Raw genomic sequence first — 21,179 nt, forward strand, 5'->3', positions numbered from 1 at the left:
CGGGGTTGGCATTGCGGCCAATTCGTTGAATCTGTGCGTGAACCCACATCCTGCCGACCCTGCGAGGCCCCTGAATGACCGACTCTGTCCAGTTGACCGCAGACCTGATCCGTTGCCCCTCGGTCACACCCGAGGAAGGCGGGGCGCTGATTCTACTGGAAGATATCCTGGCGCGGGCCGGTTTCACCTGCACGCGGGTGGATCGCGGCGGCGTCTGCAACCTGTTCGCCCGGTGGGGCGACAAGGGGCATGCGCGCAGTTTCGGATTCAACGGCCATACCGACGTGGTGCCGGTGGGCGATGAGGCCGCATGGACCCGCCCGCCGTTCGGCGCGGAAATCCATGACGGCGTTCTGTATGGCAGGGGCGCCACCGACATGAAATCGGGGGTGGCGGCCTTTGTTGCGGCGGCGGTGGATTTCGTGCGCGACACCCCGCCCGATGGGGCGATCATCCTGACCATCACGGGGGATGAAGAAGGCGATGCGGTGGACGGCACCACCGCGCTGCTGGACTACATGCAGGCGCAGGACGAGCGGATGTCGGTCTGTCTGGTGGGCGAGCCGACCTGCCCCAATGAGATGGGCGAGATGATGAAGATCGGCCGCCGCGGGTCGATGACCGCGTGGTTCGAGGTGACGGGCGTGCAGGGCCATTCGGCGTATCCGCATCGCGCCAGAAACCCGCTGCCCGCGCTGGCGCGGCTGATGGATCGGCTGGCCAGTCACGAGCTGGATCGGGGGACGGACCATTTCGACGCCTCGACCCTGGCCGTGGTCACGATGGACACCGGCAACGCGGCCACCAACGTCATTCCGGCCCAGTGCCGTGGGGCGGTGAACATCCGGTTCAACGACTTGCATTCGGGCGCCAGCCTCAGCGACTGGCTGAAGGCGCAGGCGGCGGACGTGGCGGCAGAGTTCGGCGTGCAGATCGATACGCGAATCAAAGTCTCGGGCGAAAGCTTTCTGACCCCTCCGGGGCCGCTGTCGGATCTGGTCGCGCGCGCGGTCGAGGCCGAGACCGGCCGTCGGCCCGAGCTGTCGACCACCGGGGGCACCTCGGACGCGCGGTTCATCAAGGACCACTGCCCCGTGGTCGAGTTCGGCCTGGTCGGACGCACCATGCATCAGGTGGACGAATCCGTCCCGGTCGAGCAGATCCGCCAGCTCAAAGCGATCTACGCCCGGATCCTGGCCGACTATTTAGCCTGAACGATTGATGCGCCCGGCCACTTTTTGGTCATGACGCGGTCGTATCGGCGTGCTAGGCGGAAATCATGAAACGCATACCGACGAAGCAGGAGATCCTCGACTGGATCTCGGCGAACCCCACGCTCACCTCGAAACGCGACATTGCCAAGGCCTTTGGCATCAAGGGCGCGGACCGGATCGACCTGAAACGGATCCTCAAAGAGCTTGAGGCCGAGGGCCATCTGGAAAAGCGCAAGCGCAGCTATCGCGACCCGGACCGCCTGCCGCCGGTCAGCGTGCTGCAGGTCAAGGCGCCGAACGCCGACGGCGACCTGTTCGCGCGGCCGCTGGAATGGCATGGCGAAGGGGTCGAGCCGATCGTGCTGATCATTTCCCGCGCCAGCGACCCGGCGCTCGGCGAGGGTGACCGGATCCTGGCCCGGCTGACCCAGGTGCATGAAGAAGATCACAATTACGAGGCCCGCCTGATCCGCCGCATCGGCGCCAATCCGCGCCGGGTCGTGGGGATTTTCCGAAAGGGCGCCGAGGGCGGGCGGATCGTGCCGATCGACAAGGCTGGATCGACCGAATGGCTGGTGGCCGAAGACGCGGCGCTGGGCGCCAAGGATGGCGAACTGGTCGAGGCCGAGCAGGCCGGGCCGAAAAATCGTATGGGGCTGCCGCGTGCGCGTATCGTGGAACGGCTGGGCGATCCGTCCGCGCCCAAGGCGGTGTCGCTGATCGCGATCCACCAGCACGGCATCCCGGATGATTTTCCCGATGACGTGATCGCCGAGGCCGACCTGGCCAAGCCCGTCGGGCTGAAAGGGCGCGAGGATCTGCGGGACATCCCTCTGCTGACCATCGACCCGTCGGACGCGCGCGACCATGACGACGCCTGTTATGCCCATGCAGATGACGACCCGAAGAACCCGGGCGGTCACGTAATCTGGGTCGCCATTGCCGATGTGGCCGCTTATGTGCGCCCCGGCAGTGCGCTGGACCGCGAGGCGCGCAAGCGGGGCAACTCGACCTATTTCCCCGACCGCGTCGTGCCGATGCTGCCCGACCGTCTGTCGGGCGATCTGTGTTCGCTGCACGAAGGCGTGCCGCGCGCCTGTATCGCGGTGCGGATGCGGATCGATGCAAACGGCAACAAGATCGACCACCGCTTTGTGCGGGGGCTAATGCGCTCGGCCGCGTCTCTGCATTATGCCGAGGTGCAGGAGGCCATCGACGGCACCCCCAATGACCGGACCGGCCCGCTGCTGGAGAGCGTCCTGAAACCGCTCTATGCCGCCTATGGCGCACTGAAGACGGCCCGCAACGAACGCCAGCCGCTGGACCTGGATCTGCCGGAACGCAAGATCGTGCTGAACGACAAGGGCGAGGTCGAAAGCGTGGCCTTCCGCGAGCGGCTGGACGCGCACCGGCTGATCGAGGAATTCATGATCCTGGCCAATGTGGCCGCGGCCGAGACGCTGATCGCCAAGCGCAGCCCTCTGTTGTTCCGGGTGCACGAGGAACCCGCGCCCGAAAAGCTGGAAAGCCTGCGTGAGACGGCACAGGCCGCCGGGCTGAATCTGGCCAAAGGGCAGGTGCTGCAGACCCGTCACCTGAACGCGCTGTTGAATGCCGCCGCCGGCACCGAGGATGCCGAGCTGATCAATCTCAGCACCTTGCGGTCGATGGCGCAGGCCTATTACAGCCCCGAGAACTTTGGCCATTTCGGGCTGGCGCTGCGCAACTATGCGCATTTCACCTCGCCCATCCGCCGCTACGCCGACCTGATCGTGCACCGGGCGCTGATCTCGGCCCATGGCTGGGGCAAGGACGGGCTGACCGCCGACGAGATCGAGCGGCTGGAGGAGATTGCTACCCACATCTCGGACACCGAGCGCCGCTCGATGATGGCCGAGCGCGACACGACTGACCGATATCTGGCGGCCTATCTGAGCGAGCGCGTCGGCAACGAGTTCACCGGCCGCATCAGCGGCATCGCCCGGTTCGGGGCCTTCGTCAAACTGGACGAAACCGGGGCCGACGGGCTGGTGCCGGTGCGGTCGCTGGGGCGCGAGTTCTTTCACTTCGACGCCGAGGCCGGCACCCTGATGGGGGCCGATACCGGCCTGACCATCGCCATTGGCCAGCGTGTCACAGTGCGCCTGACCGAGGCCACACCGGTGACCGGCGGGCTGGAGTTGGAGCTGCTGTCGATCGAAGATCAGGCCATGCCGCGCGGCGGCGGACGTGGGCGGCCCGGCCGTCCGACACGGCGCAAGGCGGTCAGCACCAAGCGCAAGAAGGACAAGATCAAACGCAAGGTCGAGCGCAAACGCCGTCAGCGGTGATAGGTCAACGCCCGGGCGATCAGCCATCCATGCCGGACGGGGTCGATCTGTTCGATCCCGTCGAACAGGATGGCGCGATTGCCGTCAATCCTGTCAGCGTCGGGAAAGGCCGAGGTAAACTCACCGATAAGCCGGGTCTGGCAGTGGACAAACAGGGCAAACCGGGCGGAGGTGTGTCCACCCAGCCTGATGGTTGTTCCCTTGGGACTCAGATAGGCCGGTTGGCCCCATCGCAGAGCCTCGGTCATCAAAACCGCCGGTTGAAGTTCCTGCGCGGTGGCGAAGACCAGATCGCGCAGAGCCAGAGCGCCGCTTTTGGTGTCCGCGGCGAATGCCTCGTAGGCAGACGCCACCTTGGGGTCATCGAAAGGCCTCATGGCAGGGGGATCGCCTGTTCCATCCGGTCAACATAACTGTTCAGCAGCGTATCCTGTTTGATGCGCCGGGTAAGCCGGGTATCGGCCGGAGTGGCCCGCATCGCAGCCAGCATCGGGCCGACGCTGAGGTCGGCCGAAGTGGGGTGATCGCCCAAAAGATACGGGGCCTGCCACAGATAAGCTGAGATCGCCTCGAGGTCGCGTTCGACCCGTGCCATCCGTTCGGCCTCGGAGAAGCGTCCGATCCCTTGCGACCGAAGGCCTTTCAAGACCGATTTACGGACCGAGTTCGAGATCGGACGTCGGACGATTCGGGGAATCTCATAGAAGAAGGTGTCGCGCAGAACTGGCCAAACCTCGTCGTTGGCCCAGCGGTCCATGACAATCTGGAAATACAGATGTTCCTCGGCCATGCGGATCAACGCGCGGGACTGGCCCTTTTGCACATCGCTCAGGCCACGGTCGAATTCGGCGCCCTGCGCTTCCAGCCAGTCGCGAATCTGGTCGCTGTCCGGCACCAGGCGTTCGGGTGTGCGCAAAACCGGCAACTTGCTGTGCGGCATCTGTCGCGGATCGACCATGTCCGAGCGGCGCCAGTGCAGCCCGGCCAGCTGCAGCATATAGGCGGTTTTGACGCAAAAGGGGCTGGCGCTGAAAAGTCCGAAAGCGGAAGGGTAGGTAAGAAGGGTCAACATAATGGGCTCCGTAATTGGGGTGCCGCCGGTCTAACGCGGGCTAATGACAGTTTCTGTCATTAGGTTTAGATTGAATGACATCATGTCCCGCACCGCCCGACTGTTCCAATTGATGCAGGCCTTGCGGTCTGGCCCGTCGCCCAGGACCTCGGCGCAGTTGGCGCAGGATCTGGGGGTTTCGGCACGCACCGTGCATCGCGACATCGACGCTCTGCGTGGCCTCGGTGCAGTCATTGATGGCGAGGCCGGGTTCGGGTTCACCCTGATCGAAGACGCGACACTGCCGCCGCTGGGATTCACCGATGACGAGTTGGAGGCGCTGGTTCTTGGCCTGCGCGAGGTGCAACTGATCGGAGACCCGGCTCTGTCGGACGCCGCCGGTGCGGCGCTGCGCAAACTGCAGGGCCGGCTGCCCCACCGCCAGTCCCACCGCCTGAGCCACGCAGTGCTGACCGCCACCCGGTTCGACCGTCCTGCCGCCCCCAGCATCGAAGTTGCCGACCTGCGACAGGCGACGTGGGACGAGCGTGTGGTCGAGTTCGACTATACCGACGCGAAAGGTGACGACACCCAGCGCCGCGTGAGCCCACTGAGCATCGTGTACATGGATCATGCCAGCGTACTGCTCAGCTGGTGCCATCTGAGGCGGGATTTTCGCGTGTTTCGGTTGGACCGAATGCGCGCGATGTCCGTCACCCAGGACAGTTTCCGCCCCAACCGGGTGCCATTGCTGCGCGAGGCGCTGGCCAAGATCCGGGCCGAGCGCGAAGCAAAAGATCAAGAGAGCCAGTCCTGAGCGCTTTGTGATTTGCGCAATCTGGGGTACCCTGTCTGCGAGCAGTAATCAGGAAAACCTGAATCATGAAATATGTGTGTGGCTTTGTGGCCGCCGCATTTTGGGCATCCATCTTGCAGGCGGAGACTTCGAATACAACCAAACGACCACAGATCAGACCGGCGCTGGATTCGATCCAGTTGGCGTCGGCCGATCTGACGGTTTCGATCCGGCCGGTGCCAAGGCCGACCACGGGCATGCACCGGGTGGTCGTCGAAGGCAACACCAGCTTCGAGACCTGGTTGAACGCCTTCCGGCACCGGGCAGTTGCGGCAGGTATCCGGCCACAGGTCCTGGACCGGTCATTGTCGGGCCTGACCTATGACACTGACGCCATCAAGCGTGATCGCAGCCAGGCCGAGTTCTCGAAACCGATCTGGGAGTATCTGGATTCGGCCGTGTCAGACCTGCGCATCGCAAATGGGCGCAAGGCGCTGGTGCGGTACAAGGATACGCTGGAGCGGATCGAAGCCTGGTACGGGGTCGAAAAAGAGGTGGTGGTCGCGGTCTGGGGGCTGGAAACGTCCTACGGCACGTATCGGGGCAGCAGCCAGACAATTCGGTCACTTGCAACGCTGGCCCATGACGGGCGGCGTGCGCAGTTCTTCGAAACGCAGTTGCTGGCGGCATTGCAAATCGTGCAGGCCGGCGACATCACCTCGGACCGAATGACGGGCAGTTGGGCGGGTGCCATGGGGCACACGCAATTCATGCCGACCTCATACCTGGAGCATGCGGTTGACTTCGACGGCGACGGACGCCGCGACATCTGGTCGGACGATCCTACGGATGCACTTGCGTCCGCTGCCGCCTACCTTGCCAAGTTCGGGTGGACCAAAGGTCAGCCCTGGGCGGTCGAGGTGCGTTTGCCGAAAGGGTTCGACTATGCCAGCGCCAGTCGGGACGTTAGTCTGCTGCCCTCGGAATGGGCCGCACGCGGCGTCCGCGCTGCAAACGGCGGTGGCATCGCAGATTTTGGACCCGCCTCGATCCTGCTGCCGGCCGGCAGCGGTGGCGTGGCCTTGATGATCTTTGACAATTTCAGCGTGATTGAGCGCTACAACGGCGCCGATGCCTATGTGATCGGCATCGGTCACCTGTCGGACCGGCTGGCCGGTCAGGGTCCGTTCCGCGCAAGCTGGCCGCGCGGTGACCGGGTGCTGAGTTTTACCGAACGCAAGGAATTGCAGCTGCGCCTGACCCTGGCCGGGTTCGACACGCAGGCCATCGACGGGCGGATCGGTCCGAACACCATCAATGCGCTGCGGGCCTATCAGATGGCGCGTGGTCTTTTGCCGGATGGGTACGCAACCGTGCAATTGCTGGAACGGATGCGGTGAACGAAATAGGGCGGCCCTACCGGACCGCCCTTTTTTGATATTTCCCTGAACTCACGAGGCCGCTTTCATCAAGCCTTGGGCGATGATCTCGGCCTGCGCCTCGTCCAGCGACTTGTAAATGCGCACGAACATCTCGTCGATATCTGCCGGGGTCAGGACCAGCGGCGGCGAGATGATCATCCGGTCGCCCACATGGCGCATGATCAGGTTGTTGGCAAAGCAGCGATCGCGGCAGATGTACCCGACAGTACCCGGATCGGAGGCGAACTTGGCCCGGCTGGCCTTGTCCGGCGTCAGCGCGATCGAGGCCATCATGCCCACGATCTTGGCCTCGCCGACCAGCGGGTGATCGACCAGCGCCTCCCATTTCTGTTTCAGATAGGGGGCCGCGACATCGCGCACATGCTCGACGATCTTCTCTTCTTCCAGAATGCGCAGGTTTTCCAGCGCAACGGCCGCCGCGACGGGGTGGCCCGAATAGGTATAGCCGTGGTTGAACTCGGTCCCGCCGATCACTTCGGCGATCTCGTCATTGACGATCGAGCCACCGATGGGCGCATAGCCCGAGCTGAGCCCCTTGGCGATGGTCATGATGTGCGGGCGGATGTTCATGGTCTGCGAGCCGAACCAGTTTCCGGTGCGGCCAAAGCCGCAGATCACCTCGTCGGCGATCAGCAGGATCTCGTACTTGTCGCAGATGCGCTGGATTTCCGGCCAGTAGGTGTCGGGCGCGACGATCACGCCGCCCGCACCCTGGACCGGCTCGGCGATGAAGGCGGCAACGCGGTCTTCGCCCAGTTCCAGGATCGCCTCTTCCAGCTCGCGCGCGCGGGCCAGACCGAACTCTTCGGGCGTCATGTCGCCGCCCTCGGCCCACCAGTTGGGCTGGTTGATGTGGTGGACGTTCGGGATCGGGATGCCGCCCTGCGCGTGCATGCCGGCCATGCCGCCCAGCGAGGCCGACCCCACACTCGACCCGTGATAGGCGTTGTGGCGGCTGATGATGATGTTCTTGTTCGGATGGCCCTTTTCCGCCCAATAGGTGCGGACCAAACGGATGTTGGTGTCATTGGCCTCGGACCCGCCGGCGGCGAAGAAGACATGGTTCAGGTCACCTGGCGCCAACTCGGCCAGTTTGGCCGCCAGCGCGATCGCCGGGACATGGGTCGTTTTGAAAAAGGTGTTGTAATAGGGCAGCTCGCGCATCTGGCGCGCCGCCACTTCGGCCAGTTCGTCGCGGCCATAGCCGACGTTCACGCACCACAGACCGGCCATGGCGTCCAGGATCTCTTCGCCCTCGCTGTCGGTCAGATAGACGCCCTTGGCACGGGTGATGACGCGCGCGCCCTCCTTGCCCAGTGCGCCGTTGGCCGAAAACGGGTGAAGGTGATGCGCCGCATCCAGGGCCTGCAATTCGGCGGTCGGCATGTGGTTGGTGATGGTCGACATCGGTCTCTACTCCTGCAACAGCGGTTGCCGTCACAATATGATCAAATTTTTTTCTGTCAATCGAATCGCGCTGACCTATTCGGTCGCCAGCGCCTCGGCCATCAGTTCCATGCCCTGTTCGATATCCTGGGTCGTTGCTTTTGCGACTTTTTCAGCGTCGCTGGCGCGCAAGGCATCGATGATGTCCTTGTGCCGGTCCGGAAGGCTCTGGGTGCCGAAACGCCCGCAGACGACGCGCAAGGACGGCCCGAATCGCAGCCACAGGCGCTCGGCCAAATCCTTTAGAATCGGCGCACCGGCGTGGTCATAGAGTTTTTCGTGGAATGCATGGTTCAGGCGAAGATAGCCGCCAACGTCCCCGTCGGCGATCGTGCGATCCAGCTGTTCGTCGATCTTTTCAAGCTGGTCGATATCCGCCGTGGTCATGTTGACTGCTGCGCGCCGGGAAAGCTCTGATTCTACAGCATTTCTGGCGAAAATCATCTGTTCGACATCTGTTGCGGTCAGCAGGGGAACGCTGACCCGCCGGTTGCCCTGAAAGATCAGCGCACCGTCCGAGATCAGGCGCCGGATGGCCTCGCGCACCGGGGTCATGCCCACGCCCAGCGAATCGGTCAGGCCCTGGATCGTGACCGGTTGCCCCGGCACCAGATCGCCGAACATGATCTGCGACTTCAGTGTCTGGTACACCTGTTCATGTGCTGGTCGTTTTTCGGTCTGGGTCACTGCAGCAGATGCCTTATTTTTGATCAAATCCAATTGGTTCACCCCAATCCCAATGCTCCCGGCTTGTCAGGTTTCTTGCCCCGTGAAACCATACGACGTATCGAGGGAAAACGCAAAACTTGATCAAATCCAAAAAAACGGGAAAATGCCCGTACACTTGCAGGGAGAAGAAAATGAAAATCAAAACGCTGACGATGACGGCAATTGTCGCATTGGGGACGTCGGCCGCTGTTGCGGAAGAGGTGCGCGTATACAACTGGTCGGACTACATCGACGAGGAGTTGCTGAGCAAATTCCAGGAAGAGACGGGTCTGACCCTGATCTACGATGTGTTCGACAGCAACGAGGTTCTGGAAACCAAGATGCTGGCCGGGGGATCCGGTTACGATGTGGTGGTGCCGTCTGGCACCTTCCTTCAGCGCCAGATCCAGGCTGGAGCCTTCCAGAAACTGGACATGTCCAAGCTGCCCAATGCGGCTAACCTCTGGGATGTGATCCAGGAACGTACGGCCGGATATGACCCGGACAACGCCTATTCGATCAACTACATGTGGGGCACCACGGGGCTGGGCGTGAATGTCGACAAGGTCAAGGAAGTGCTGGGCGACGATGCACCCTTGAACAGCATGGACCTGGTGCTGAAGCCCGAGAACATGGAAAAGCTGGCCTCATGCGGCGTCCATTTCCTGGATGCGCCGTCAGAGATCATTCCAATGGTACTCCAGTACATTGGCGAAGATCCGGACAGCCATGACACCGATGTGATCGCCAAGACCGAAGAAGTGCTGATGGGCGTGCGTCCCTACATCCAGAAGTTCCACAGCTCGGAATACATCAATGCGCTGGCCAATGGCGACATCTGCGTGGCCGTGGGCTGGTCGGGCGACATTCTGCAGGCCCGCGATCGGGCGGATGAGGCCGACAACGGTGTGACCATCGAATACCACCCGTTTGCCGAAGGCTCGCTGATGTGGTTCGACCAGATGGCCATTCCGGTGGATGCACCCAACCCGGACGGCGCGCATAAATTCCTGAACTTCATCCTGGATGCCAACAACATGGCGGCGGCGTCGAACTACGTCTACTACGCCAACGGCAACAAGGCGTCGCAGGAGCTTCTGGAAGAAGACGTGATCGGGGATCCGGCGATCTACCCGGATGATGCCACGATGCAGAACCTCTACATCACCACGCCTTACCCGGCCAAAACGCAGCGGGTCGTGACCCGCCTGTGGACCAAGATCAAATCGGGCACCTGATCCGAAATGATTGCGCAAGGCAGAATGGTTCTGCCTTGCGCACTACCTGTACAGGCTGACTTACGGGGGCCGATTTGAACTCTACCGTCTTTGCGCCGTGGGAAGATCCGCAGGCGAAACCCTTGATCCAGTTCAAAAATGTGACCAAGCGATTCGGGGATTTTACTGCCATCGACAATCTGTCGCTGGACATCTTCGAGCGGGAATTCTTTGCTTTGCTGGGGCCGTCGGGTTGCGGCAAGACGACGATGATGCGGATGCTGGCGGGGTTCGAGAAACCCACCGAAGGCCACATCATGCTGAGTGGTCAGGACATCGACCCGGTGCCGCCGAACAAGCGGGCGGTCAACATGATGTTCCAGTCCTACGCGCTGTTTCCCCATCTGAACGTCTGGGACAACATCGCCTTTGGTCTGCGCCGGGACAACATGCCCAAGCATGATCTGGAAGACCGGGTCGAGGAGATGCTGCGCCTGACCCGTCTTGAGAAATTCGCCCGCCGCAAACCGCACCAGATTTCCGGTGGTCAACGTCAGCGCGTGGCGCTGGCCCGGTCGCTGGCCAAGGCGCCGAAACTGCTGCTGTTGGACGAACCGCTGGGAGCGCTGGACAAGAAGTTGCGCCAAGACACCCAGTTCGAGCTGATGGACATTCAGGAAAAGACCGGCACCACCTTCGTGATCGTGACCCACGACCAGGAAGAGGCGATGACGGTGGCCAGCCGCGTTGCCGTGATGGATCAGGGTCAGTTGATGCAGGTCGCCACGCCCGACCGCATTTATGAAAACCCCAATTCCGTCTATGTCGCCGATTTCATCGGGGACGTGAACATCATCGAAGGTCGTGCAACCGCAGCCGGTGAGGGCACGTACAGTATCGAATGGGCCGAGGGCCAGCCGCCTCTGACCGCCACGTCCGCGGCAAGCTTCGGAAACGGGCAGGCCTGTCACCTGGCCATCCGGCCGGAAAAGGTAACGATCTCGGCCGAGCGTCCTGCCGATGCCGTCAACGCCGTGCAGGGCAAGGTGCATGACATCGCCTATCTGGGCAACCTATCGACCTACCATGTCGAATTGCCAAACGGGACGATCATCAAGGCGCAAACGGCCAATACACGGCGGATTTCCCGCCGGTCCTTTACTTGGGAAGACCCTGTCTGGCTGTCCTGGACAGCCACGGCGGCGGTTCTGCTGGCAGACTGATGCGCCGCGCGGTCCTGATCGCCATTCCCTATGTCTGGCTGCTGGCCCTGTTCCTGGTGCCGTTCTTCATCGTGTTGAAGATCTCGCTGTCGGACATCGCGCTTGCGATCCCGCCCTACACCCCGACCCTTGATCTGTCGCAGGGCTGGGCCGGGATCAAGGAATTCTTCAGCCAACTGGATTTCGAGAATTTCGTCTGGCTGACCGAGGATGACCTGTACTGGAAAGCCTACCTGTCCAGCGTTAAGATCGCGCTGATCGCGACCGCGCTGACCCTGGTGGTGGGCTATCCCATCGCCTATGGCATGGCCCGCGCGCCCGAGGAATGGCGTCCGACGCTGATGATGCTGGTGATCCTGCCGTTCTGGACCTCGTTCCTGATCCGCGTCTATGCGTGGATGGGGATCCTGTCGAACGAAGGCTACCTGAACCAGTTCCTGCTGTGGACGGGCATCATCTCGACCCCGCTGACCATTCTGAACACGCAAACGGCCGTCTATGTCGGCATCGTCTACACCTACCTGCCCTTCATGATCCTGCCGATCTATGCGGCGCTAGACCGGCTGGACGGCTCGCTGATCGAGGCGGCCGAGGATCTGGGCTGTTCGCGCACGCAGGCCTTCTGGCTGGTGACCATCCCACTGTCGCGCCCGGGCATCATTGCGGGATGTTTCCTGGTGATGATCCCCGTGATCGGTGAATTCGTGATCCCCTCGCTGCTGGGCGGGTCGGGCACGCTGATGATCGGCAAAGTCTTGTGGGAGGAGTTCTTCTCGAACCGCGACTGGCCGGTGGCCAGCGCCGTGGCGGTGATCCTGCTGCTGATCCTGGTGATCCCGATCGTGCTGTTCCAGCGCAACCAGCAGAAACAGGCGGAGGCAGAGCAATGAACAGGCTGAGCTGGTTCAACACGGTCTCGCTGACGCTGGGCTTTGCGTTTTTGTACATCCCGATGGTGATCCTGATCATCTTCAGCTTCAACGAAAGCAAGCTGGTCACGGTCTGGGCTGGGTTCTCGACCAAATGGTATGGCGAACTGATGCAGAACCAGGCGTTTCTGGATGCGGCTTGGGTCACCGTTCGCGTTGCCGTGTTCTCGTCGACGCTGGCGACCATTCTGGGCACCATGGCAGCCTATGTCATGGTGCGGGGCGGGCGGTTCTTTGGCCGTACGCTGTTCTCCGGGATGATCTATGCGCCGCTGGTGATGCCCGAGGTGATCACCGGCCTGTCGCTGCTGCTGCTGTTCATCGGGATCGGGCTGGACCGAGGCATCCTGACCATCGTGCTGGCGCATACGACCTTTTCGATGTGCTACGTCTCGGTCGTGGTGTCCTCGCGGCTGGTGACGTTCGACCGGTCGCTGGAAGAGGCGGCGCTGGATCTGGGCTGCTCGCCGGCGCAGGCCTTCAGGTTGGTGACGCTCCCCATCATCGCGCCTGCGGTGATCTCGGGGTGGCTTCTGGCCTTCACCCTGTCGCTGGATGACCTGGTGATCGCGTCCTTCACGTCCGGCCCCTCGGCCACGACCCTGCCGATCAAGATTTTCTCGGCCGTACGTCTGGGGGTCAGCCCGGAAATCAACGCGCTGTCGACCATCATGATCGCCGTGGTCACCGTGGGCGTGATCACCGCTTCGCTGGTGTCGAAACGCGCGATGGTCCGGCAGCGGCAAGAGGAACAAGCTGCCGCGCGCACCGAATGAGGCGGATCTTTCCGGCCTATACCTATGGCCCCGGCCCCCGTGAGGGGTGTTGGTGGGATGAAACCACTACGGCGCCTGACTGGCCCGTTCATTCGGGTGATTTGTCGACCGACGTTGCGATTGTCGGCGGCGGGTTCACCGGATTGTCTGCGGCCCTGCACCTCGCCGAAAGTGGTGTTTCTGTCGCAGTGTTCGAGGCCGAAACTCCGGGCTGGGGCGCTTCGGGGCGCAATGGTGGGTTTTGCTGCCAAGGAGGGTCCAAGCTTGGTTCGGCGACACTTGCGCGGCGCTATGGGATTTCGGCGGCACAGGATTACGCGCAGGCCGAAACCGACGCGGTCGCCTTGGTTGCGGATCTTTTGCAGCGCTTTCGGATCGACGCAGACGTTCACTCCGAGGGGGAGACGCAGCTGGCGCACAGCCCGCGCGCGATGGAGCAGCTGCGGCGTCGCGCGGAAAGCGGTGGGGTTCTGCATGAGCCGTCGGATTTGGAACGCCTCGGTATGGGGGGCCGTTTCTTTGGCGGATATACCGATCCAGTCGGCTTTGGGCTGAACCCGCAGAAATACCTGTTCGGGTTGGCCCGGGCCGCGCAGGCGCAAGGTGCCGCAGTATTCTCGAAAAGCCCGGTTCAGGACATCAGAAAAGCCGGGTCCGGGCACAAGATGACCACCCCCGCGGGCCGTATCCAGGCCAAGACGGTGTTGATCTGCACCAACGGTTATTCCAGCGACGATCTGCCCGACTGGTTGGACGCCCGTTACATGCCCGCCCAGTCTACGGTCATGGTGACACGTCCGCTGACCGAAGCTGAATTGCAGGAACAGGGTTGGACTTCGCGCCAGATGGCGTACGACACGCGCAACCTGCTGCACTATTTCCGTCTGATGCCGGACAACCGGTTCCTTTTCGGAATGCGAGGAGGCCTCATGTCCTCGCCGCGCGCCGAAGCTGCGATCCGTCGCAAAGTACGCCGTGACTTTGATCGCATGTTCCCGGGTTGGGCCGAGGTTGAGGCAACTCATATGTGGTCAGGTATGGTTTGCCTGACCCGTGACCTGCTGCCCTTTGTCGGGGAGGTTCCGGGCCACCCGGGCTTGTTTGCCGGTCTGGCCTATCACGGGAACGGCGTGGCGATGGGCAGCTATTGCGGGCGGGCATTGGCCCGCTTGGTTTTGGGGGAGCCCGCGAATATTCCGGACGTCATCGCCAAACCGCCGTCAAAGTTCCCATTCGGGCGCTGGCGGCGACTGCTGATGCCACCGGCTTATGCGGCCATGGCTCTTGCCGATTTGTGATACGGCCCACGGTCAGAGGGCCGCAACCTCAAGGTCAAACCCGGCCCTATAGGCTGGCGCACCATTCTCGGCCCGCCACAGGCAGTAGGCAGCCATACGCCAATTGTACCAGGGCTTTAGCTCGAGGTATCGGCGCACCGTCGGCGGGCTGTCATAGGCCGACAGAAACGTAGCCTCTTCCTCGGGGGTCAGCGCCTTGCCGCGATAGAGATGCTGCATGGCGGGTGACAGGAACAGGGCAAGATCCTCGCATGGGTCACCCATCGCCGGGCATTGCCAGTCGATCAGTGTCAGCCCCGCGGGGGAGACGAGGATGTTGCCGGCCACTGGGTCGCCATGGATCAGGCATACTCGGGGGGTCGGCGGCACCTGGGATCTGGGTTTGCGTTCGGCCATAACGGCGCTGAGTTCCGAGCGGCAACCGCTCAAAATACGGGTGCCGTGATGATCGAGATCAACGCTTCCATTGCATCCCTTAGGGACCTCTAGCCCGATTTCTTGGGCGTGAAGATCATGCAGCAGTTTCGCCACCTGCGCGGTCCCTTCTCGCCACGGAGTGCCGGCCGCATGGTCATAGAAAACCCAGCGATCCGGGCCAAAGCTGCCCGAGGCGCGAAGCCGCGGAACAAACCCCGTCGCAGCAAGTGCGTGCAGACAGGCTACTTCGAGTTGGGCGTCGTTGCGAAACAGCGGGTTTTGAAGGGAAGACCGATAGAACTTCAAAACCCGGTCCGGCTCGGCGTCCAATACCTTCCACACCTGGTTCGTGCGTCCGCCATACAGCGTTTCGAACTGGGCGTCTTTTGCGATCAACCCGCTTTCGACAAGTTGGTCTGCAAGGCCGGGTGGAGGAGCGGTTGGAACGGACAGTTGAGACACCGGAGCGTTGCGAATCTGGACGGCCAATCCTTGGCCCGCAGCGCTCCCGAGTTCAAGCGCCGGTACGAACGGCAACGACGTCGGTTGCCGGAATCACGACGCCGCTGTCCAAGGTCAACATGACGACACCTGCCCCGACTTGGGCTTCGACGACGCGGCTGTAGGTGGCCGCGGGCCGCGCCGAGAGCAGTTCATCACCCAAATAGCTTTCCAGCCTTGCGGAATAGGTGCCGTTGGGCAGCGGATTGCCCGATGCATCCACTCCAGCCCAAAGAAACTCGGTCTCGGATACCGGCACAGAGATCCGGTCAATTTCGGTTCCGTCGGAATCCTTGATGAGGAGCACAGACGCATCCGCGCCCAGGTCGGGCTGAGTGAATATGGTCTGTGGCTGGCCATCAAACCGGAAGGAGGCTGCCCCCTGAACATCGACCCCAATCCAGTTGGACAGCTCATCCAGGTTGACGCTGCTCAGGGCGGCGGTGAGGTTTGCCAGAAGGTCGTTGGTCTGCACCTGCTGCTCGACCATCGAAAACTGGGCGAGTTGCGACGCATATTCCGACGAATCCAGTGGCTCCAGAGGATCCTGGTTGCGCGCCTGCGCCGTCAACATCATGAGAAACGTCTCAAAGTCCGAGGTCAGCCCTGTCGCTGCTGAGGTTCTCGTTGGTTGCGCTGTTGAGGATGTTTGTGTCGCGGATGCCGCTGTGGTGATCATGATTCAAAGCCTCAGGTCCAACGCCCGGTCCACCTGGGTTGGGCGGGCCCGAGCGGGTGTTTCGGTTGCAGGGTCAAGCTCCCCCGCGGTGATGAATGTGCCGCGTTCAGGTGGCTCAGCATCCTGTTCTGGGTTCGCCGAGGTGCCCAGTTCAAAGGAAAGATCGCCCAGCCCCATCTCTTTGAACTCGGCTGAAAGGATCGAAATATGCCGGCGCATGAGGTCCATGGTTTCGGGCCGGTCAGCGACGATCATCATGTGCAACCCGTCTTCGCGCCCGGTCACCTTGATCGAAACTTTGCCCAGCTCTTCCGGAGTCAGTGCGATTTCCACGCTTCCGCTTCCCGGCTTTGCGACGATGGTTGCCGCCATTTGCCCGGCGACTGCCCGAGCAATTTCCGCCCGGCCCGAGAACGGGGCGCCGTTGGTCGGGCCTGTATCCCTTTGCGCTGGGGTCGTACCCAAGTCCTGCGTTGGCATCCGGTCGTGCAGACTGTCCTCTGGCATCGGGTCCTTCAGTGCTGCGCGTTCCGATGTACCGACGATCTGCGCCCGGATGATGGATGCCGTTCCCTGGCCAGCAGGTTTGGCCGGCCGTTGATCCACCCCCCACGATCCGGTGGCCTGCTCGTCGCGCCTGGCTTCTTTTCCGGCTGCAGTGCACAATTCGTCCTTTCGGTTCTGCGGTCCCCCACTCATTCCAGGTTCGGCGGTGTTCAATTGCTCTTTTGCCGCTGACCCATGTTGAGGCACTGTGCTCGCGGCACGCTCGAGCGCTTCGGCTCCCTTGCCCGTGTCGCCCGCGAGCGATCGGCGATCGGGATCAAAGGTTTCTGCGTGCATGGTTGCAGCGGCAGTTGACTGGCGTCCCTCCGCCGGCGGAGTGGCCCCGAGAGGGGCGTGCGCTGTCGCCACGCGCTTTGGAAGTTCACCGGGCGTTGCCGCGGACAGAGGTGTGTCTTGCAGTCGGGCGTCCTGTTGTGATCCCTGCAATTCCAGCGGTTCAGCCGAAGCAGGTTCGGCCAGCGGGATGTCCGGGTCGGTGTTTTCATCGCCATCCACGATTTCTGGATCCGCGCGGCTGTCCGGATGAGGTTTCGCTTCGGCCTCGAGGTCCGGCATCTCATCTTCGGCCATGAGTTCCGCGAAATCAGAGTCGCCTTTTGTTGGGGGCTCGGACTTTGCGGCGCAATCCGGCTTTCCGCCGGAAATCACATTGGTCATCATGGTCAGGGCGTTGGGCATTTTGCTCCGGCTCCGGTTGTTTGGCCCAAACCTGCCCTCAAGGTAGTTACGTTTATTTTAACCGCTCTTCGCTTTGATCGACAAAGATCGAAACAATTTTCGGAGAGGGCGATGGAAATCCCAAACTTCGCGCCGGTACCGCGCAGCAATATGACCGAACAAAGACTCAAGGCCGCAGCGGTCGAGCTTGAGGCAACTTTTCTAGCCGACATGCTGAAAGCCGCAGGCCTAGGTAAGACGCGGCAGGCTTTCGGAGGTGGCGCGGGCGAAGACCAGTTCTCGTCTTTCCTGCTGCAGGAGCAGGCCAGGCAATTGGCCCGATCCGGCGGGATCGGACTGTCGGAAACCCTATTCAATGCAATGATGGAGAAGACCCATGCCGACTGAGCACAAGCATGGACTGATTAAGCCTCTTGAGGAGGTTCTCGATGTCGAGCGCAGGGCTTTGGTCGAAGGAGACCTGGATCGGCTGGGCCAGATGATGCCGCAAAAGGAAAAACTGATCGGCGCAATCAACGAGATGCAGGTGCACGACAGTGACGACTTGATTCGGCTGCACAAGAAGGTCGAGCGCAATCAGGGCCTGCTGAACAGCGCGGCCGAAGGGATTCGGGCGGTCATGAACCGGATGGCTGAACTCAGAAAAATCCGGCAGGAATTCACGACATACGACGCGGCCGGGCAACGCAATGGCTTCGCCGTCCGTCAGGATCCCAAGCTGGAAAAACGTGCCTAGCGGCGGGTTTGATTCAAATCCGTCTTTTTCGGTCGGACCGCCTTAGCACTCCGTTAGGAGATCAGGCTCAAAAGTGGTCCGGCACCTCGAAAGAAGGTGGCGCGAGCACTGATCGGTAGCTCGCACAGGTCAGAACGACAACACGTCCGCCAATGATGGTCGGGCGTCACTGGGCGAAGAAGGCCCGAATGGAAAAGGATGAAAAACATGTCCAGCATTCTGACAAACAACGGCGCGATGGTTGCGCTGCAGACCCTGAAATCGGTCAACAAGAACCTTGCAGCAACCCAGAACGCGATTTCGACAGGTAAGGATGTCGCAACGGCCAAGGACAACTCGGCCGTATGGGCGATTTCCAAGGTGATGGAATCCGACGTCAACGGTTTCAATGCGATCAAGGATAGTCTGGCACTGGGTGAATCGACTGTCGCCGTGGCCCGGAACGCTTCGGAAACCGTGACCGACCTGCTGACCCAGATGAGGAACAAGATCGTCGCCGCACAGGAGGACAACGTCGACCGCGGCAAGATCAATGATGACGTAACTGCCCTGCGGGACCAGATCGCATCGGTTGTCGGTGCCGCACAGTTCAACGGCCTCAATCTTGTGGACGGGTCAGCGGGCACCGCATCGATCCTGTCGTCGCTGGATCGCGACAGCGCAGGCAACGTGACCTCGTCGTCGATTTCGGTGGCCAGCCAGGACCTGTCGACCGGTGGATATGCCAGCAAGGGCGTTCTGGCCGGCTCGGACAACGCGACCACTGACAATGATGCTGCCGGGTTCACAATGGACAAGTCCGGCGGGTCCGGTGACATCGTGATCGACAGTTCGACCGACAACTTCGCCGTCGGCGACAAAGTGTCGATCACCATCGGGGACAAAGTTGCATCATACACCGTGCAGGCCAGCGATCTGGACCCTTCGGGAACCTATGACTCTGCCTACACAGATGCCATCGTGGCAGTGGGGCTGAAGAACCAGATCGACGCGCTTGGGATCACCGGTGTAGCGATCGACTATGACTCCAGCGCGCCGGGCACCCTGTCCTTCGTGACCGGGACCGCAACCGCTGGTGCTGACGCAGATCGCGACGTAACCGTTTCGGCCCAGTTCACCAATGCCGGTTCTGGCGGTCTTGGCGCGCTGTCGTCGATTGACGTTTCGACCAGTGCCGGCGCTGCCGCAGCACTGGGCACGATCGAAACCTTGATCGACACGGCGATTGACGCGTCGGCCGCGTTCGGTTCGGCGCAAGGGCGGATCGAGACCCAGAAGGAGTTCATCTCGAACCTGACTGACTCTTTCAAATCCGGCATCGGTTCGCTGGTGGACGCCGATATGGAAGAGACCTCGGCCCGTCTGCAGGCCCTGCAGGTCCAGCAGCAATTGGCGACACAATCGCTGTCGATCGCCAACCAGGCTCCGCAGTCGATCCTGTCGCTGTTCCGCTAAGGCGGAAACTTGGTCGGGGCGTGACCAACGCGCCCCGACCGTGACTGCAAACACGACGGCCTTTTGAAAGGATTTCAAGTGACCCCGCAAACGCTTGCCCAACGGGCATATGCTCAGTCCGCCGCTCCGACGCGAACCCCGCGTGATACCGAGTATGAGGCGATTTCAAAGATCACGCATCGGCTCAAGGCAGCGGCTGCGCGCAAAGCCTCGGATTTCGCGGGCTTTGTTCAGGCGCTGCATGAAAACCGCCGCTTGTGGTCCGTCCTGGCCAACGGCGTCGTGGACTCGGACAATGCACTGCCGGATGAGCTGCGCGCGCGGATCTTCTATCTGGCCGAGTTCACCGAGCAGCACACGGGCCAGGTTCTGGCCAGCAAGGCCGGGGTCGAGCCGCTGCTTGAAATCAATCTGGCGGTTTTGCGCGGGCTGCGTCAGCGGGGGACCGCGTAATGGGAGGGCTGGTTCTGAAGCTGGCTCCGAAAGAGCGGGTTCTGATCAATGGCGTAGTGATCGAGAACGGCGATCGGCGGACCCGCTTTTCAATCATGACGCCCGAGGCAAATGTCCTTCGGTTGCGCGACGCGATACATCCCGACGAAGTGACAACCCCGGTCCGGCGCGTGTGTTACGCGGCCCAGCTGGTCCTGTCCGGAGATCTGGAAGCCGGAGACGCAAAACAACAGCTGCTGCGACGGATCGAGGAACTGAGCCAGGTCTTCACGGATGTCGACAGTCGCCGGGTCCTTGCACAGGCGACCGAAGCCCTGGTGACCGAGCAGTACTACAAATGCCTGAAGGCGCTTCGATCGTTGCTGCCGCGCGAAGAGCGTCTGATGGCCTATCGGCAATGACATTCCTGCCGGTCGTTCCAACTGGGGGTATCGTGGGGTGGCGTTTTTTGCAGCGCACCTATGACGCCCAGTTGCAGGCCTTTTCCACCTCGGCGGTCAATGACCGGGACACGCAGTATTTTGTGGAAAACATCCGAAACGTCCGATCGGCAGAAGATCTGGTCTCTGACCGACGCCTGCTGCAGGTCGCGTTGGGCGCGTTCGGATTGGAAGGTGACCTGGACAATCGGTACTTCATTCAAAAGGTCTTGTCAGACGGTACGAGTTCGGATGACGCCCTTGCGAACCGGCTTGCTGACAGCAGATACAGGGAGTTTTCCGAAGCATTCGGCTTGGGTCCGGGCGAAGTTCGGAAAACCGCACTGATCACTGACATGGACAAGATCGCTCAGAAGAGTGCCGTCGCCCGGTTCGAAAGCTCGGTCGGAGAAGCCGACGACTCGATGCGGATCGCACTTTTTGCCCAGCACGCTTTGAAAGACCTTGCCGGGCAGTCCGGAAGCGAGACCAAGAAGTGGTACGACCTGATGAGCCTGCCGCCGTTGCGCAGCATGATGGAAACAGCGCTGGGCCTGCCGTCAAGCTTTGGGCAGCTGGATATCGACAAGCAGCTGGACGTATTTCGGGACAAGTTGAGCAGAGTGACTGGTTCGCCGAACCTTTCGCAGTTCGTCGATGCCGATGCAATTGCCGAGCTGACGGATACTTATCTCGCCCGAGCTCAGATCGCGCAGATGCAGAGTTCGATTTCTCCCGCCCAAACTGCGTTGATTTTGCTGGGAGCCGCAAGTTGAACCGTTCGGGCTAAGGTCAGTACCTCGCGCGAGGATCAGAAAGCGCACCAGTGCCGTGCGAAGCTGTG

The 21,179-nt window shown here is 61.8% G+C and carries 22 protein-coding genes; 15 read left to right on the top strand and 7 right to left on the bottom strand.

All coding sequences use genetic code 11. From position 1 onward, the window contains the following. Positions 1-74: 74 nt before the first annotated feature. Both dapE and rnr read left to right on the top strand, forming a co-directional pair. Positions 75-1,214, top strand: coding sequence for a succinyl-diaminopimelate desuccinylase (gene dapE, locus ACR0MM_RS11935; protein ID WP_480696341.1), 1,140 nt, complete (start codon positions 75-77; stop codon positions 1,212-1,214). 65 nt (positions 1,215-1,279) lie between these two features. Continuing rightward, the gene (gene rnr, locus ACR0MM_RS11940) at positions 1,280-3,544 is read left to right on the top strand and encodes a ribonuclease R (protein ID WP_480696343.1); all 2,265 of its coding nucleotides are present in this window, start codon (positions 1,280-1,282) and stop codon (positions 3,542-3,544) included. On the opposite strand, the gene ACR0MM_RS11945 is transcribed toward rnr, so the two are convergent. Next, positions 3,535-3,921: a DUF1801 domain-containing protein gene (locus ACR0MM_RS11945; RefSeq protein ID WP_480696345.1), complete on the bottom strand. Its 387-nt coding sequence runs from the start codon at positions 3,919-3,921 to the stop codon at positions 3,535-3,537. The two genes, rnr and ACR0MM_RS11945, sit on opposite strands and share 10 nt — an antisense overlap. Continuing rightward, the gene (locus ACR0MM_RS11950; RefSeq protein ID WP_093964218.1) at positions 3,918-4,616 is read right to left on the bottom strand and encodes a glutathione S-transferase family protein; all 699 of its coding nucleotides are present in this window, start codon (positions 4,614-4,616) and stop codon (positions 3,918-3,920) included. Before ACR0MM_RS11950 ends, ACR0MM_RS11945 begins: the two co-directional genes overlap by 4 nt. Before the next feature lie 82 nt (positions 4,617-4,698). Between ACR0MM_RS11950 and ACR0MM_RS11955 the strand changes: the two genes are divergently transcribed. Both ACR0MM_RS11955 and ACR0MM_RS11960 read left to right on the top strand, forming a co-directional pair. Further along, positions 4,699-5,412: a helix-turn-helix transcriptional regulator gene (locus tag ACR0MM_RS11955; protein ID WP_480696347.1), complete on the top strand. Its 714-nt coding sequence runs from the start codon at positions 4,699-4,701 to the stop codon at positions 5,410-5,412. A 65-nt stretch (positions 5,413-5,477) separates the two neighbouring features. Further along, positions 5,478-6,791 carry a lytic murein transglycosylase gene (locus ACR0MM_RS11960; RefSeq protein ID WP_170391189.1) on the top strand — a complete coding sequence of 438 codons (1,314 nt, stop codon included), beginning with the start codon at positions 5,478-5,480 and terminating at the stop codon, positions 6,789-6,791. Positions 6,792-6,842: 51 nt separating this feature from the next. Here the strand turns inward: ACR0MM_RS11960 and ACR0MM_RS11965 are convergent, their stop codons facing one another. Both ACR0MM_RS11965 and ACR0MM_RS11970 read right to left on the bottom strand, forming a co-directional pair. Next, positions 6,843-8,240: an aspartate aminotransferase family protein gene (locus ACR0MM_RS11965; protein WP_170342172.1), complete on the bottom strand. Its 1,398-nt coding sequence runs from the start codon at positions 8,238-8,240 to the stop codon at positions 6,843-6,845. 75 nt (positions 8,241-8,315) lie between these two features. Continuing rightward, positions 8,316-8,999, bottom strand: a complete 684-nt coding sequence (locus ACR0MM_RS11970) for a GntR family transcriptional regulator (protein ID WP_093964408.1) — start codon at positions 8,997-8,999, stop codon at positions 8,316-8,318. Positions 9,000-9,139: 140 nt separating this feature from the next. On the opposite strand from ACR0MM_RS11970, the gene ACR0MM_RS11975 reads away from it, so the two are divergent. From ACR0MM_RS11975 to ACR0MM_RS11995, 5 genes are all read left to right on the top strand, one after another. After that, complete coding sequence (locus ACR0MM_RS11975) at positions 9,140-10,225, top strand: polyamine ABC transporter substrate-binding protein (RefSeq protein WP_480696350.1); 1,086 nt, start codon at positions 9,140-9,142, stop codon at positions 10,223-10,225. A gap of 74 nt (positions 10,226-10,299) precedes the next feature. Beyond that, positions 10,300-11,427 carry an ABC transporter ATP-binding protein gene (locus ACR0MM_RS11980; protein ID WP_170364215.1) on the top strand — a complete coding sequence of 376 codons (1,128 nt, stop codon included), beginning with the start codon at positions 10,300-10,302 and terminating at the stop codon, positions 11,425-11,427. Beyond that, complete coding sequence (locus ACR0MM_RS11985; protein ID WP_480696352.1) at positions 11,427-12,317, top strand: ABC transporter permease subunit; 891 nt, start codon at positions 11,427-11,429, stop codon at positions 12,315-12,317. Before ACR0MM_RS11980 ends, ACR0MM_RS11985 begins: the two co-directional genes overlap by 1 nt. Next, positions 12,314-13,132, top strand: coding sequence for an ABC transporter permease (locus tag ACR0MM_RS11990; protein WP_005980381.1), 819 nt, complete (start codon positions 12,314-12,316; stop codon positions 13,130-13,132). Before ACR0MM_RS11985 ends, ACR0MM_RS11990 begins: the two co-directional genes overlap by 4 nt. Continuing rightward, positions 13,129-14,430, top strand: a complete 1,302-nt coding sequence (locus ACR0MM_RS11995; protein ID WP_480696353.1) for an NAD(P)/FAD-dependent oxidoreductase — start codon at positions 13,129-13,131, stop codon at positions 14,428-14,430. The genes ACR0MM_RS11990 and ACR0MM_RS11995 overlap by 4 nt, the downstream gene beginning before the upstream one ends. Before the next feature lie 12 nt (positions 14,431-14,442). Here the strand turns inward: ACR0MM_RS11995 and ACR0MM_RS12000 are convergent, their stop codons facing one another. Genes ACR0MM_RS12000 through ACR0MM_RS12010 form a run of 3 tightly spaced genes read right to left on the bottom strand, consistent with a single transcriptional unit; the run spans position 14,443 to position 17,272 of the window. Beyond that, complete coding sequence (locus tag ACR0MM_RS12000) at positions 14,443-15,336, bottom strand: phosphotransferase (protein WP_480696355.1); 894 nt, start codon at positions 15,334-15,336, stop codon at positions 14,443-14,445. Positions 15,337-15,361: 25 nt separating this feature from the next. Beyond that, positions 15,362-16,027: a flagellar hook capping FlgD N-terminal domain-containing protein gene (locus ACR0MM_RS12005; RefSeq protein WP_480696357.1), complete on the bottom strand. Its 666-nt coding sequence runs from the start codon at positions 16,025-16,027 to the stop codon at positions 15,362-15,364. 3 nt (positions 16,028-16,030) lie between these two features. Further along, positions 16,031-17,272: a flagellar hook-length control protein FliK gene (locus ACR0MM_RS12010; protein ID WP_480696359.1), complete on the bottom strand. Its 1,242-nt coding sequence runs from the start codon at positions 17,270-17,272 to the stop codon at positions 16,031-16,033. Between the two features lie 111 nt (positions 17,273-17,383). Here ACR0MM_RS12010 and ACR0MM_RS12015 point away from each other — a divergent pair, with 111 nt between their 5' ends. The 6 genes from ACR0MM_RS12015 (at position 17,384) to ACR0MM_RS12040 (ending at position 21,111) form a co-directional block, all read left to right on the top strand. Next, positions 17,384-17,659 carry a rod-binding protein gene (locus ACR0MM_RS12015; RefSeq protein ID WP_480696361.1) on the top strand — a complete coding sequence of 92 codons (276 nt, stop codon included), beginning with the start codon at positions 17,384-17,386 and terminating at the stop codon, positions 17,657-17,659. Further along, positions 17,649-18,008: a flagellar biosynthesis protein FlgN gene (locus tag ACR0MM_RS12020; protein ID WP_480696363.1), complete on the top strand. Its 360-nt coding sequence runs from the start codon at positions 17,649-17,651 to the stop codon at positions 18,006-18,008. Before ACR0MM_RS12015 ends, ACR0MM_RS12020 begins: the two co-directional genes overlap by 11 nt. A gap of 207 nt (positions 18,009-18,215) precedes the next feature. Further along, positions 18,216-19,463, top strand: a complete 1,248-nt coding sequence (locus ACR0MM_RS12025) for a flagellin N-terminal helical domain-containing protein (protein ID WP_480696365.1) — start codon at positions 18,216-18,218, stop codon at positions 19,461-19,463. A gap of 78 nt (positions 19,464-19,541) precedes the next feature. Beyond that, positions 19,542-19,916, top strand: coding sequence for a flagellar biosynthesis regulator FlaF (gene flaF, locus ACR0MM_RS12030; protein ID WP_480696367.1), 375 nt, complete (start codon positions 19,542-19,544; stop codon positions 19,914-19,916). Then, positions 19,916-20,317 carry a flagellar biosynthesis repressor FlbT gene (flbT, locus tag ACR0MM_RS12035; RefSeq protein ID WP_170341263.1) on the top strand — a complete coding sequence of 134 codons (402 nt, stop codon included), beginning with the start codon at positions 19,916-19,918 and terminating at the stop codon, positions 20,315-20,317. The genes flaF and flbT overlap by 1 nt, the downstream gene beginning before the upstream one ends. A gap of 32 nt (positions 20,318-20,349) precedes the next feature. Continuing rightward, the gene (locus tag ACR0MM_RS12040) at positions 20,350-21,111 is read left to right on the top strand and encodes a DUF1217 domain-containing protein (protein ID WP_480696369.1); all 762 of its coding nucleotides are present in this window, start codon (positions 20,350-20,352) and stop codon (positions 21,109-21,111) included. The last annotated feature ends 68 nt before the right edge of the window (positions 21,112-21,179 follow it).

The organism is Ruegeria sp. BC6 (assembly GCF_056539185.1).

Excerpts from the sequence above, each read along its gene's own strand:
- ACR0MM_RS11985 (WP_480696352.1), top strand. The coding sequence starts at position 11,427 with ATGCGCCGCGCGGTCCTGATCGCCATTCCCTATGTCTGGCTGCTGGCC.
- ACR0MM_RS11990 (WP_005980381.1), top strand. The coding sequence starts at position 12,314 with ATGAACAGGCTGAGCTGGTTCAACACGGTCTCGCTGACGCTGGGCTTT.
- ACR0MM_RS12020 (WP_480696363.1), top strand. The coding sequence starts at position 17,649 with ATGCCGACTGAGCACAAGCATGGACTGATTAAGCCTCTTGAGGAGGTT.
- ACR0MM_RS11995 (WP_480696353.1), top strand. The coding sequence starts at position 13,129 with ATGAGGCGGATCTTTCCGGCCTATACCTATGGCCCCGGCCCCCGTGAG.
- dapE (WP_480696341.1), top strand. The coding sequence starts at position 75 with ATGACCGACTCTGTCCAGTTGACCGCAGACCTGATCCGTTGCCCCTCG.
- rnr (WP_480696343.1), top strand. The coding sequence starts at position 1,280 with ATGAAACGCATACCGACGAAGCAGGAGATCCTCGACTGGATCTCGGCG.
- ACR0MM_RS12005 (WP_480696357.1), bottom strand. The coding sequence starts at position 16,027 with ATGATCACCACAGCGGCATCCGCGACACAAACATCCTCAACAGCGCAA.
- ACR0MM_RS11960 (WP_170391189.1), top strand. The coding sequence starts at position 5,478 with ATGAAATATGTGTGTGGCTTTGTGGCCGCCGCATTTTGGGCATCCATC.
- flbT (WP_170341263.1), top strand. The coding sequence starts at position 19,916 with ATGGGAGGGCTGGTTCTGAAGCTGGCTCCGAAAGAGCGGGTTCTGATC.
- ACR0MM_RS11965 (WP_170342172.1), bottom strand. The coding sequence starts at position 8,240 with ATGTCGACCATCACCAACCACATGCCGACCGCCGAATTGCAGGCCCTG.
- ACR0MM_RS11945 (WP_480696345.1), bottom strand. The coding sequence starts at position 3,921 with ATGAGGCCTTTCGATGACCCCAAGGTGGCGTCTGCCTACGAGGCATTC.
- ACR0MM_RS12015 (WP_480696361.1), top strand. The coding sequence starts at position 17,384 with ATGGAAATCCCAAACTTCGCGCCGGTACCGCGCAGCAATATGACCGAA.
- ACR0MM_RS12025 (WP_480696365.1), top strand. The coding sequence starts at position 18,216 with ATGTCCAGCATTCTGACAAACAACGGCGCGATGGTTGCGCTGCAGACC.
- ACR0MM_RS11975 (WP_480696350.1), top strand. The coding sequence starts at position 9,140 with ATGAAAATCAAAACGCTGACGATGACGGCAATTGTCGCATTGGGGACG.
- ACR0MM_RS11950 (WP_093964218.1), bottom strand. The coding sequence starts at position 4,616 with ATGTTGACCCTTCTTACCTACCCTTCCGCTTTCGGACTTTTCAGCGCC.
- ACR0MM_RS12010 (WP_480696359.1), bottom strand. The coding sequence starts at position 17,272 with ATGCCCAACGCCCTGACCATGATGACCAATGTGATTTCCGGCGGAAAG.
- ACR0MM_RS11955 (WP_480696347.1), top strand. The coding sequence starts at position 4,699 with ATGTCCCGCACCGCCCGACTGTTCCAATTGATGCAGGCCTTGCGGTCT.